Source organism: Paraburkholderia sp. GAS42 (genome assembly GCF_050436565.1).
Taxonomy (GTDB): Bacteria; Pseudomonadota; Gammaproteobacteria; order Burkholderiales; family Burkholderiaceae; genus Paraburkholderia.
Map to the genome: position 1 here is coordinate 328,431 of NZ_JBNDML010000005.1, position 11,480 is coordinate 339,910.

Annotated in this window: 10 protein-coding genes and 4 pseudogenes; 7 read left to right on the top strand and 7 right to left on the bottom strand. The window is 59.6% G+C overall.

Annotated elements, in window-relative coordinates; genetic code table 11:
* Window positions 1-77: 77 nt before the first annotated feature.
* The 4 genes and pseudogenes from P3T16_RS10895 to P3T16_RS10910 all read right to left on the bottom strand — a co-directional run bounded on the left by P3T16_RS10895 (window position 78) and on the right by P3T16_RS10910 (window position 2,380).
* Window positions 78-620, bottom strand: coding sequence for a DUF1003 domain-containing protein (locus P3T16_RS10895; RefSeq protein ID WP_429342266.1), 543 nt, complete (start codon window positions 618-620; stop codon window positions 78-80).
* Window positions 621-843: 223 nt separating this feature from the next.
* A pseudogene (locus P3T16_RS10900) lies at window positions 844-1,002 on the bottom strand (phage integrase N-terminal SAM-like domain-containing protein); the annotation flags it as partial.
* Between the two features lie 317 nt (window positions 1,003-1,319).
* Window positions 1,320-1,952: pseudogene (locus tag P3T16_RS10905) on the bottom strand (class I SAM-dependent methyltransferase).
* A 59-nt stretch (window positions 1,953-2,011) separates the two neighbouring features.
* Window positions 2,012-2,380, bottom strand: a complete 369-nt coding sequence (locus P3T16_RS10910; RefSeq protein WP_429342267.1) for a winged helix-turn-helix transcriptional regulator — start codon at window positions 2,378-2,380, stop codon at window positions 2,012-2,014.
* 89 nt (window positions 2,381-2,469) lie between these two features.
* Between P3T16_RS10910 and P3T16_RS10915 the strand changes: the two genes are divergently transcribed.
* Both P3T16_RS10915 and P3T16_RS10920 read left to right on the top strand, forming a co-directional pair.
* Window positions 2,470-2,796 (top strand): nuclear transport factor 2 family protein, encoded by a 327-nt coding sequence (locus P3T16_RS10915; protein WP_429342268.1) that lies wholly within the window; start codon window positions 2,470-2,472, stop codon window positions 2,794-2,796.
* Entirely contained in the window at window positions 2,796-3,575 is a 780-nt protein-coding gene (locus P3T16_RS10920; protein WP_429342269.1) for an SDR family oxidoreductase, read from the top strand. Before P3T16_RS10915 ends, P3T16_RS10920 begins: the two co-directional genes overlap by 1 nt.
* A 747-nt stretch (window positions 3,576-4,322) precedes the next feature.
* Here the strand turns inward: P3T16_RS10920 and P3T16_RS10925 are convergent.
* On the bottom strand, window positions 4,323-4,955 hold the full coding sequence (locus P3T16_RS10925) for a malonic semialdehyde reductase (RefSeq protein WP_429342270.1): 633 nt from the start codon (window positions 4,953-4,955) through the stop codon (window positions 4,323-4,325).
* Between the two features lie 468 nt (window positions 4,956-5,423).
* Between P3T16_RS10925 and P3T16_RS10930 the strand changes: the two genes are divergently transcribed.
* Window positions 5,424-6,494 (top strand): IS110 family transposase, encoded by a 1,071-nt coding sequence (locus P3T16_RS10930; RefSeq protein ID WP_429342271.1) that lies wholly within the window; start codon window positions 5,424-5,426, stop codon window positions 6,492-6,494.
* An 864-nt stretch (window positions 6,495-7,358) separates the two neighbouring features.
* Window positions 7,359-8,258, top strand: a complete 900-nt coding sequence (locus tag P3T16_RS10935; RefSeq protein ID WP_429342272.1) for a hypothetical protein — start codon at window positions 7,359-7,361, stop codon at window positions 8,256-8,258.
* A 420-nt stretch (window positions 8,259-8,678) separates the two neighbouring features.
* Here the strand turns inward: P3T16_RS10935 and P3T16_RS10940 are convergent.
* Together P3T16_RS10940 and P3T16_RS10945 are read right to left on the bottom strand one after the other, a co-directional pair.
* Window positions 8,679-8,822: pseudogene (locus tag P3T16_RS10940) on the bottom strand (ParB N-terminal domain-containing protein); the annotation flags it as partial.
* 243 nt (window positions 8,823-9,065) lie between these two features.
* Complete coding sequence (locus P3T16_RS10945) at window positions 9,066-9,302, bottom strand: hypothetical protein (RefSeq protein ID WP_429342273.1); 237 nt, start codon at window positions 9,300-9,302, stop codon at window positions 9,066-9,068.
* A 371-nt stretch (window positions 9,303-9,673) separates the two neighbouring features.
* On the opposite strand from P3T16_RS10945, the pseudogene tnpA reads away from it, so the two are divergent.
* The 3 genes and pseudogenes from tnpA to P3T16_RS10960 all read left to right on the top strand — a co-directional run bounded on the left by tnpA (window position 9,674) and on the right by P3T16_RS10960 (window position 11,204).
* Window positions 9,674-10,137: pseudogene (gene tnpA, locus P3T16_RS10950) on the top strand (IS66-like element accessory protein TnpA).
* Entirely contained in the window at window positions 10,137-10,472 is a 336-nt protein-coding gene (tnpB, locus tag P3T16_RS10955; protein WP_429342274.1) for an IS66 family insertion sequence element accessory protein TnpB, read from the top strand. The pseudogene tnpA and the gene tnpB overlap by 1 nt, the downstream one beginning before the upstream one ends.
* Before the next feature lie 132 nt (window positions 10,473-10,604).
* Entirely contained in the window at window positions 10,605-11,204 is a 600-nt protein-coding gene (locus P3T16_RS10960; protein ID WP_429342275.1) for a plasmid pRiA4b ORF-3 family protein, read from the top strand.
* The last annotated feature ends 276 nt before the right edge of the window (window positions 11,205-11,480 follow it).

The following is an 11,480-nucleotide window of genomic DNA, read 5'->3' on the forward strand; positions in this document are numbered from 1 at the left end:
GGAGCCGTTCGAATTCACTGCCGGTGCCAGACCGCTTTGTGCGCGCAGCAACATAGCTATCGCACGCGACGTACCCCTCAATTCGCCGATAGTACCTTTGCATGCATTTCGAGGGTCAACGTTTCGATCCTCGCGCTCAGTTGCCGCGTGATCTCCGTGAGTTCGGTGTTCTGTTGCAACAGCGCAGCCATCTGCGCGGTGTGCTCGGCCATTTGCAGTTGTCGCTGTTCGGCGGATTTCGCGATGTCCTCACGATGACGTGCGTCCGCGTCGGCGAGCGCTTTGTCACGATCGGCCTGACGCGTCTGCGCCAGCAGGATCAACGGCGCCGCGTAGGCGGCCTGCAAGCTGAATGCGAGATTTAGCAGAATGAAAGGGTAAACATCGAATTTCGTGAGGCCCACTACGTTGACGATGATCCAGATCGCGACGACCAAGGTCTGCGCGACGAGAAACGTCGGCGTGCCGAAGAAGCGCGCGAATGCTTCGGCCTTGAGCGCGAACCAGCTGTCTCCGAAGGTCGATGTCGCATGATTGTAAGGAAGATGAAATCGCAGATGAGGCCAGCGCTCGTGACTGGACGGTGACTTGTCGGCTCTGGCTTGATCGAATGGTGTCATGGCGGCGGACTCGCGACGAGTGGATGACGCGTCAATGTACACGGGCGATATTGCATTCGCGAGTGTGCGTCGCATCGCTTCGGACCAGCCATTCGTCGGCGACAGTGGCGAACGTGTGCTACTGGCGTCAATGAATGCGGACTTTCGAGAAGATCGAGAGGTGGAGAACCGCTCGCCTCAATGCTCAAGGCTGCCAGGTTCGATTTTGCGTCAGGGGCCACGCCTCGACGGTGGCTGTATCGGGCGCTCGCCCGAGGAACGCCGCGAACTGCCGGACCACGCGCAGATAACCCGATTGGGTTCCGGGTGTGAGCTTGCGCATGCGCATGTCGTCGATCATGCGCTGGCGCAGCGGGCTGATAGCCTGGAGGGTATGAGTCATGACTCTGCTCCCGTTGAATGACGAGGCGGATTGCCTCGCCCTTCACATGAAAACAGAGTGGGTTTCCTCTCCCGGATCACTAACGTTGAGCCGTAGCCCCATTACCGCGCGAGCGGTTTCGTCCACTGTCCGCACTCTGCCTGTCGCGGCCGACGACAGGCGTCCCCGTTTCTGCCGATTGTGCGAGATCCACGACTGGCCGTTTCTCTGCGCGATGGACAGTGCTGCAAGTCGGCTGCTTTGCGCTGCATCAAAGCGGCTTGAACGCAAGCATCTGCCAAGCCCAACGCGGGCATACGGTGACAGCCCCTGGCGTTTCAGGCAACCGGCTTGCGCCACACGCTGGCTAGCCACGGCTGCCGCTCACGCGGCAAGCCGGCGGGCCGGTAATAGTGCTCAATTTCGACGAATCCCGCGCCCGCCATATATCGGCGCCATGCTTCGAGATCATGGAAGACGCCGTAGCGGCCGTGGCTCCAGCCTTCCTGATTCGTGCCGCGCGGGTTGGAGCTGAACAGCACGCCGCCGAGCTTCAGTGTCGCGTGCAATTGCCGCAACACGCGCGGCAACGCCTGACTCGGGACATGGAACAGCGCGGCGTTGGCGAAAATGCCGTCAAAGTGCGCGGCCGGCAAATCGAGATGCAGGAAATCCTGCTGCCAGACGTCGCAGCCAGTCGCGTCACGCGCCATTGCAACGAAGCGCTCGGCGCCATCGAGGCCGACCGCGCAATGGCCGAGTGTAGTGAAGGCCTTGAGATCTCACCCCGGCCCGCAGCCGAAATCCAGGATCGTAAGAGGGGGCTCGACTTCGATATGGTGCAGCAGCGCCGCGATGTTCTGCGTGACGTCGTGGTCGTACGTGCCGTCGCGGAAATCTTCCGCGTGCGCGTCGTAGTGCTGCAACGTGACGGCACTGATTTTATCGAGGTCGCGGGGGTCGAGTTCCATGCAGGAAGTATATCTCGGGGCATTTCCCGCACGACTACGTCGTAAGGAAAACAGGTCTGTCAGCCTTTGGCACGCACACTCGACGCAGCCGATGGAAAGTCTTCACGGCGCTCCGCCCATTTCAGGATTGCATCCAGTGCCGGGCAGAGCGCCTGGCCCCAATCGGTTAGGCGGTAGTCCACCTTCGGCGGCACCTGGTGATAGACCGTGCGCGTCACAATGCCGTCCTCTTCGAGGCGGCGTAGTTGCTGGGCAAGCATCTTTTGCGTGATGCCGGGGATCAGACTCTCGAGGTCCGAAAAGCGTCGCACCTGACCACCGAAAAGGTGAAACAGGATGACCAGCTTCCAACGTCCTTCCAGCAGCTTGAATGCGGCTTCGACGTCGATCGCGGCGGTCGTGGGAGTGTAGGCTTTTCGGTTGGGCACGGCTTACTTACTTTTTAGTGCGTTCTTGCGATGTGGTAACTATAGCGCCATCATTGGGACATGCAAACGTGACGTTCAGGAAAAGTCCGATGAACATAACCCTGCCGCCGCCACTGAATGCCTATCTGAACGCGGAAACCACCAGCGACACCGCTCCTCTCGCGAACTGCTTCGCTGCCGACGCCGTTGTGCGCGACGAGGGCCGCACTATCGAGGGGCTCGAAGCCATCCAGGCCTGGAAGAAAGACACCAAAGCCAGGTACCAGTACGCCATCGAGCCGCTGGACTTGTCCCAGGATGGCGCCGCCGTGACGATGCGCGCCAGGCTCACGGGCGCCTTCCCCGGCAGCCCGGTCGAGCTGACCTACACGTTTGTCCTGGCCGACGGCAAGATCGTGTCTCTGGAGATTCACTGATGAGCGCGGCACTTGAACTTCAAGGCCTTCGGGCGCTTGTTACAGGCGGGACCAAAGGCGTCGGTAAATCCGTTGTCGCACACCTTTGCGAGGCGGGAGCGAACGTCCTCGCGACGGCACGTTCGCGTTCCGATGAACTTACCGAAGAAAGGTTCATCGGTGCGGATATCACGACGGTCGAGGGTTGTAAAACCATTGTCGACGCCGTGCTCGAGCGGCTCGGCGGCGTCGATATAATCGTGCATGTGGCGGGTGGCTCATCTGCGCCAGCGGGTGGTTTCAGTGTGCTCGACGACGACGAATGGAACAAGGCATTGAGCCTGAACCTGTTCCCGGCAGTACGCATCGATCGCGCGCTGTTGCCCTCGATGGTCGAGCAGCGCTCAGGCGTCATCATCCACGTCACGTCGATCCAGCGGCAGTTACCGTTGCCGGAGGCCACGATTGCCTATGCCGCCGCCAAGGCTGCCCTGTCGAACTACAGCAAAGCCTTGTCCAAGGAAGTTAGTCCGAAAGGCGTTCGGGTCGTGCGTGTCTCACCCGGCTGGGTTGAGACGGATGCCGCCGCGGGTCTCGTTGCTGAGATCGCCCGGCAGAACGGCATCGACACGGACGGCGCTCGCAAGATCATCATGGATTCGCTCGGGGGCATTCCTCTCGGCCGGCCATGCTCTCCCCGGGAAGTGGCAGAACTCATCGGTTTCCTCGTCTCCGCGCGGGCCAGCGCCATCACCGGCACTGAGTACGTCATCGACGGCGGAACTGTTCCGACTGCGTAATCTGAGCCGCTTGTCGGTGGACGTCGACGTGCTTCGGCGCACGCGAAGCGCGTTTCGCAGGTAGCGGTTCCCGTTCAGGCGCCGGCCTTCACGTGGTGTGCCCGCCCAATGAACCTCTGCTTTTCTGCAGCACGGCCACCCGTAGTGGACCGGGCATTATTCACCGGCGTCATCGCACCTGGACGTCAGGTCACACAGCAGGTCACCCTTCATCCGCAATTCGCGATGCCCTGGAATGGCGGACGGCAAGCTCAGAGCGCGATCAGCGACCGTCTTATGTCGAGCCGGGAGCGGACCCGCGAAAGCTTCCTCTGAATGGCTCAAACTGGCCGCAAGCACCAGTTCGACGAATGCTCTCCTGAGCGGACGTTGGGTTCATCAACGGTAGCTTTCCGGCAGGCTGCGTGAATGCGTACTGCCGGTCAGTTTCTGCCAGTCGGATTTGTTACTTGTCCGTCCGCTTACCTGCTGCAGACAATCAAGATCCGCGGCCGTACATGATCACCGCACACCAGTGTCTCCGTGTCACTTCGACTTGTTCGAATCAGCGTCAGGGCCGCCGTTGCCATCTGCAGCAAAGGAATCCGTTTCAAACCAGAGTTGATGTCGTATGGGTATGCCCCCACCGGACCAGAACGTCTTCTTTGCAGTGGCCGTGCAATTGGGCCCACATGCTGATCCACCGGCACGTGAGCCGTTTGCACCCAGGCGAGGGGGATCAGGCCCGCGAAGCCGGGTTCCTGGTGGTCAAAGCAATTTGCAGGCCTCGTCAAAATCCAGGCGTGGGCTGCGCGGGAACAGCCCTGCCGGATCACCATAGCCCAGATTGCAGAGGAAATTCGACTTGATGTGGCTGTCGGGAAAGTACTCCTGCTGGAAGGCGCCCTCCTGTGCGCTCGCAGGAAAAAATTCATGGTCAACTTTTGCATGATCGAACCCGGACATCGGACCACAATCCAGTCCGAGCGAGCGGGCAGCCAGGACGAAATAAGCCCCTTGTAGCGAGCTATTGCGCCGTGCCGTGACCTCGGCCAGTTCCGGTGTGTCGGCGAACCAGGCTCGCGCATCTGCGTGCGGGAAGAGTTTAGGCAGCTTGTCATAGAACTTGCCGTCATAAGCGATAATGGCAGTCACCGGTGCGCTCATCGTCTTGTCGATATTGCCTGGTGCCAATGCCGGCAGAAGTCGTTGCTTTGCTTCCTGAGTGCGCAGGAACAGAATACGTGCTGGGCTGCAGTTTGCGCTCGTTGGACACCACTTCATCAGCTCGTAGAGTTCGCGCAATGTGTCATCACTGACCGGCTTAGGCAGCCAGCTATTGTGGGTTCGAGCCTGACGGAACAGCAGATCCATCCCTTCTTCATTCAATCGCTTGTCCATATTTGCCTCCCAACGGAAACGGACGTTGCAAGTTGCCTTCCTGCATCAACAACCACGAATTCTTGGAGGGCGATATGCCTTCCAAGCGTTTCGTGAACATCACGCAACTGGTCATCGATGATCTGAGCGCAGCCCCGTTCGGGTGTTATAGACGTACCACGCGTCGTTCATGGAAAAATTTGCGCGGTCGGGTATCGGTGACGCTCCGGGGAGCGCTCTGCTGGACTGTAGGGAAGTCGGCATTTCCGAGCAGAGCTATTACCGCTGGCGCAACGAGTACGGCGCCCACCAGAAAGGGCTGCTACGTTGTACATTCGTAACTGCCGTTGATATGGCGTCGAGCCGAACCGCCGAGAAGAGTCGATTCTGTTTGCAAGGACTTCCCCAACCTGAGGCGACGTTGAGGTCGCACGGCATCGAGTGCCAGGATTGAGGTGTCAGCCATCAATCTGTACAGGAGGGGAAGTCATGGACCAGCTTACTACCGTCGGTATCGACCTGGCAAAGGATGTGTTCGCGGTCTGCGTGCTCGATGCCACGGGCGCGGTGCTGCAGCGGCGCGTGCTGCGACGCGAGGCGTTCATGCGATGGGCCGAGCAGCTTTCTCCGTGCCGCGTCGCGATGGAAGCCTGCGGCTCGTCCCACCACTGGGGGCGCTGGTTTGCCGCGCGTGGTCACACGGCCCGGCTCATTCCTGCCGAGTTCGTCAAGCCGTTCAGACCAGGTGGCAAGAACGATGCAGCCGACGCTGAGGCCATCGCCGTTGCGGCGCGGCAGCCGACGATGCGTTTTGTGGCGATCAAGTCCGTCGGGCAGCAGACGATCCTGGCGTGGCATAGCGTGCGTAATGGCTGGCAGGAGGAACGTACCGCGTTGCTGAACCGGACCCGCGGGCTGCTCGCCGAATTCGGGGTGGTGATCGCGCGTTCCGCGGACCGGTTTCTCGGCGCCTTGCCCACACTGATCGAAGACGCCAGGCTACCTGACCCGGTGCGCGCCATGCTGCTGGGGGTGCGTGAGCAACTGGCCGCGCTGAACCTGCGGCTCGCCCGCTGTGATCAGCAGATCGCCACTCACGCCAGAAGCAGTGACGTTGCAAGACGCGCCGGCGAGCTGCTCGGTGTCGGTCCGGTGACCTCCAGTGTGCTGGCTGCGACCGTTCCCGACGCGAAGGTCTTCCGCAATGGCCGGCAGTTCGGTGCCTGGCTTGGCCTGACCCCGCGCCAGCACAGCTCCGGTGGCAGGACGCGGCTCGGACATATCAGCCTGCGCGGCAACGTCTATCTGCGCACGCTGCTGGTTCAGGGCGCCCGAAGTACGTTGCAGTCAGCGCTGCGTGCCGATCCCACGCACGCGAGCCGCCTGCAACGATGGATCAGGCAGCTCCATGAGCGCAAGGGCTATCACAAGACGCTGATTACGATCGCCAACAAGCATGCCCGCATGCTGTGGGCGATGCTCGCCAGGGACGAGCGCTACGATGCCGATGCCTGGCAACGCCATCCGATGCATCCACCGTTACCGCCCGCCGCCGCATGACCTGATTGACCGCAAATTCAACCACTGCTCGACGCGATAGCAAGACGAGGTCGGACCGAACGGGAGAAGAACCCGACGATTCTGTTGGCGAGTCATTACCGCATGAGGCTCACTGTCCCATGCCTGTTCGCCGGTTTTCAAATAGGGTTCTCCTGGGCGGTTCATATCGTGCCCGCCCGACACGCTTCGGGCAACAAGGCCGTTTGCAAAGACGCAGTCTGTTCCTGGTATTGCTTTCGACACGACAGCGGCAGCCGACTTGAGGACAGTGCAATGGCTACACCAACCGGTCCACCTATACCAAAGACAAAGTCGAGGCCGCGGAGGCTCGTTAGGGAAACTGATAGACGACGTGGTTACTTTCAGTTAGATGCTCGCGAGATATGTGGGGTAGCGCACATATCCACCTCTTCACCCGTTTGAATCGAATTCTGGTAGACGTTTACGGTTCGCGGACGCGAAATTTGATCGCCCCGGCCTTCCGGCGGCAGTAGATCGCGTGCATAGGGGATGTCGGAAATGAGTGACACTCTCCGTCAGTCGCCTTGATTTTTCAGGTCGCCTTACCGTGGCCGATATAAAGTCATTATCACCAAGTCGAAGGGGAAACAAATAGAAACACAGGGGAAAAATTATTACAGCGGTAGAGACAGGTGACGGAATTGTTTCACTTCGCTCCTCGGCTAGGATTTCGCCGCCCGGCGAAAATCGACCCGTTTGGAACCGTTGCGATGGGCTTCCGGCCGTCAGCGTGAGCGTGCACTTGTCGATGGAAGCTCGCTTATGCATTAGTGATACCGAGAGCAACGAAACAACACCAATCGTTGGTATTTTCTTCGAGTGATTACGAGTGAGAGGTACATCATGGCTACAGACACAGACTTTACTGCCAATGAATCCGGCTCTGCTGCATTCCATACATCCGGAACCTATAACAGGGGTGTAGACGTTGAGGGAACAGACATCGGTGTCAGGGGATTTTGTGGCAACGACGGCACAGGAGTGATTGGTGCATCGCTAAAACTCCCGGGGGAAGAAGTGTCGGGAGTGTTGGGAGCGAAAGGAACAGGGGTCTTTGGGCAAGGACTCCACAAAGGCGTCTACGGCCAGATTACTAGCGTCACGACGCCGAAACCCGGGGAGTCCGACGAGCCAGATGATGCAGGGGTTGTTGGCAAGGGCTATGGCAACAACGTCGGTGTTGCAGGCCTTTGTTTTCTGACCTCCTTATTTGATACGAATGCGACAGGTCAGCTCGGTGGGGCAGCAGGCGTTTTGGGTGCAAGCAACGCGGTTAGCGATCCTGATCCAAAACATGATCCAGACAAGCCCGAGCTACTGGGAGCAGGGGTCGTCGGATTAAGCATCGAAACTCTTCCAGTAGGGGGAGGTTCGACCGTTCTGCCCCATCCGGCAGATCGGGTATCAGGTAGCGGAACAGGCGTTTGGGGGGCAAGCGGCAGCGGAACCGGTGTGTATGGGCGCAGTCAGACAGGTCGTGGCGGCGTATTCAAGTCGCAGCCAGAAGTTGGTGAAGCCAAAGGGATTGCCCAGGTTCGGCTGGTACCTTGGCAAGCAAACAAAACTCTTTTGCCGCCGGCGAAAGGAGAACAGGGCGATCTGTACGTCGGCGTCATTCAAGGCACGAACCTCATGGCGATGTATCTGTGCATTTCAAAGGGTACCGACGACGACAATCCGGCGTTTTGGCAGCAATTCCAACTCGGTGACCTTATCCGTGGAGTGCCAGACAGCGAACGCTAATCGCCGTTCTGCGACGCCGCCTGATCCGCCTACGTTATTACAGGGTGGAATGGCGGAGTGTCCTTTGGCTCGCGCCGAAGAGTGGATTGGTCCGGACTAGCCTTGATCTGCCCGGAATACGCGCGTTACGGTTTCGGTAACGGGAGTCCATGATGTGGCAAGCGAAAGGGACGCCGCCAAAAGCATTTGGCACAAATGGGGCGCGCTCGCTGCCATCCGCAACGGCCGACGATGTGACAACCCAGGTCGGTGCTCGAACGTCCGTTGCCAAGTGGGGAGGGACGTTGCAGCGTTTGCATGAAAGCGCAGACCAACGGCCGGAAATGGCCCGGACTCGGTCCAATGCAGGAAATCGGGTCAGTCGTCTTGCTTCTCGTCGTCGGAAATCCTGTGATTGAAGTAAGGTATCAACGCTTTGGCTGCTTCGATCCTATCCTCGCCGTCGATCAGCACCGGGTTCGTGAACCCGAACTCGCAGATCGACGCGGCGATTTGCGCCACTTGGGGGTCGTCATGCGCGCGGCTGTTGCGCGCATACGGGATCAGATTCTCGACCTTGCGCATGACGATGGCGGTTGACGCGTGCATAAGTCCTTTTTTAGGGGAAAATAATCTGCTGATGAGAGAACGGTCGGTTTCCCGGCATGTGAAACGCCAGAGATTTGATGCCCCCACCCCATCATCATCGCGAGGCCTATCAGAAGGCCGCAGAAGCGCCTCGTTTAGCCTCTCGCGCGCTGTCTTCGCCTTGTGGCACGAATTACACGAAGGTGTGAGGCTTTACGGATCGAGTGGCAGCCGATCCGGCTACGTTTGCCATTCCATCGGCGGCGGTTGCATCGGTCCAGCAAACAGTGCGCGGTCGAAGAACGGATCGTCCAGTTCCAATATTTCGTCGTCGCCGAGAAGGACTACAACTAACTGCCGTGAGCCGTTCCCGGGCACGTCTGCGACTTCCCCGATGGTTTGCTTCGGCGACCGGTCGTCCGTAAATCGCACCCAGTAGTATCCCGCCACTACGGGCCGTGTGTCCGTCCATTCCATGACTGTTAACTCCTGGAACCCCGCGTAGCTGATCGCTACCGCATCGCCGATTGTATCGCCGCGGCGTCGACGGCAGTTGCACGTCAAAATCAGCCGGGAGCCGCTGCCAGTCCGTACAGACGAGCGTGCCGCTCGTCGATGCAATCACACTCCCGCGTCGGCGTCGCCGAACAGATGACTCACAGGAATTCGTCCTTTCAGCATTGGCGTGGGCTTGGCAGGTAGCGCTCGCCACTTCTTCGCCACCGCTATACGCTCCCGCATCATGAGCCAGGTAACACCATCGTAAGCGCTAGTTTTCGCGCACCTAGCTTCTGCGTTTGCGAAGGTCCACGATTGCGTCCGCAACCCCAAACTTGCGGACGCAATCCATGCCCGAGAATGACCTGACCTTTTTGCCCTTGCGGGTGACACGTGTTGGTGTCGGCGGCAAGCGCAGTTTCGACCCGGCAGGCAAGCGGCGACTGGTCGACGCCTGCCTGCAACCAGGCGCATCGCTATCTGGCCTCGCCCTGAAGGCCGGGTGAATGCCAACCAGTTGCGCAAATGGGTTCGGCTGCGCGAACAGCAAACTGCCTGCGCGAGAGTCGACACTGCTGTCGGATTCCCGGCTTTCGTGCCGGTCGTCGCGATCGATGACGCGGCGCCGGTCCCCGCGACGGCACATGTTGCGCGGCCCGCGCCTGAACTGGATCGCGCGGACCTGTCGCCACCGGCGACACAGGGTGCGCGACTGTCGGCCAGATTGCGCAACGGCGTGAAGCTTGAGCTCGAATGTTCAGGACACGATGCCGCCCTCGTGAGCGCGATGATTGCCGCACTGGGAGCGTGCTGATGTTCCGGTTCGAGGCGGACCTGAAGGTCTTCCTGCATCGTGAGCCGGTCGACTTCCGGGCCGGCATCAACAGCCTGGTGGCACTGGTCGAGCAGTCCATGCAACTCGACCCGTTTGCGCGTGCCGTGTTTGCCTTCCACAATCGCAGACGCAAGCGGGTCAAGTTGCTGTTCTACAGCCTGATGCTCACGTGCCGCGCGTGCAACGTCGAACCTTATGCATACCTGCTACGTGTGCTCACCGAACTTCCGCAACGGCCGCCCGGCACAGACATCACCGACCTTCTATCGTTCAACCTTGCGACGCGCCCAGCTGCGACGGGGACCTCTGGTTGATGCAATGCGTGCCGGTTTCCAGGCAGCGCACAGCATCGGCGCCGGCACCCGGGCATGGCAGGTACAGCCGATCGCGACATCGGGCGATAATACAAGTCCGCCTGCGCCCAATACGTTGCCTTGCTCGAATCCATGCCCAAGTCCTACGCCATCTACACACTTCGCGCGCAGATCCGTGATATCAAACCGCCCGTCTGGCGGCGAATCCAGGTCGACGGCAACATCACCTTGCGCAAGCTGCATCACATCCTGCAAGCCGCCTTCGGGTGGACCGACTCGCATTTGCATGACTTCGAGATCGATGGACGGACTTACGCAATGGGCGACAACGACAATATGCTCGATCTGTTCGCTGAAGATCCCGAGATGATGGATGATCGCAAGGCACGGCTACACCAACTCGCATACCCCGGAAATCGGTTCCTCTATCGATATGACTTTGGTGACGATTGGTATCACGACATTCAAGTGGAAGAAGTCGCGCGAACTGACCATGAACCCTACAGCGAGGCATGGATTGTTGCCGGAGAACGTGCCTGTCCACCGGAGGACAATGGCGGTACGCACGGATATACGGAGATGTTGCGTGTTCTGAGCCACGAACCGAATAGCGACGAGGCGCAAGAGCTCAGAACATGGGCGGGTGACAATTTCGATGCCGAACTGTTCGACCGACGGGCGGCTAACGCGACGTTGCTGCGGATGGCGTGGAATACCTGGTGCAAAAAGTAGCCACGCTTCAATGCCGGCCAATGCGGCTATCGACCCGGTGTGCTTAATCTAGCGCTTACGAACGACCGCAACGAGGGGAAACTGCCGTTGAGGGGACATCGGATTGGCCGGCAGAAGTGGGTCGGTTACGGAAACTATCCGCGCGGGGGATCCGAGCTCTGTTTCAGGCGCTTAGCACCTTTTTGAACCGTTGCACGTCAACTCGTCGACCGACTGTAGACTCCATTCGACGCTCGAGCGACTCCTTGCGCTTTTCTTCAGCGTTCGCGATGAAGT

What these genes read in the sequence shown, in the direction of transcription:
- P3T16_RS10945 (WP_429342273.1), bottom strand. Translation starts at nt 9,302, where the DNA reads ATGGAATGGACGGACACACGGCCCGTAGTGGCGGGATACTACTGGGTG.
- tnpB (WP_429342274.1), top strand. Translation starts at nt 10,137, where the DNA reads ATGTTCCGGTTCGAGGCGGACCTGAAGGTCTTCCTGCATCGTGAGCCG.
- P3T16_RS10925 (WP_429342270.1), bottom strand. Translation starts at nt 4,955, where the DNA reads ATGGACAAGCGATTGAATGAAGAAGGGATGGATCTGCTGTTCCGTCAG.
- P3T16_RS10930 (WP_429342271.1), top strand. Translation starts at nt 5,424, where the DNA reads ATGGACCAGCTTACTACCGTCGGTATCGACCTGGCAAAGGATGTGTTC.
- P3T16_RS10920 (WP_429342269.1), top strand. Translation starts at nt 2,796, where the DNA reads ATGAGCGCGGCACTTGAACTTCAAGGCCTTCGGGCGCTTGTTACAGGC.
- P3T16_RS10915 (WP_429342268.1), top strand. Translation starts at nt 2,470, where the DNA reads ATGAACATAACCCTGCCGCCGCCACTGAATGCCTATCTGAACGCGGAA.
- P3T16_RS10960 (WP_429342275.1), top strand. Translation starts at nt 10,605, where the DNA reads ATGCCCAAGTCCTACGCCATCTACACACTTCGCGCGCAGATCCGTGAT.
- P3T16_RS10895 (WP_429342266.1), bottom strand. Translation starts at nt 620, where the DNA reads ATGACACCATTCGATCAAGCCAGAGCCGACAAGTCACCGTCCAGTCAC.
- P3T16_RS10935 (WP_429342272.1), top strand. Translation starts at nt 7,359, where the DNA reads ATGGCTACAGACACAGACTTTACTGCCAATGAATCCGGCTCTGCTGCA.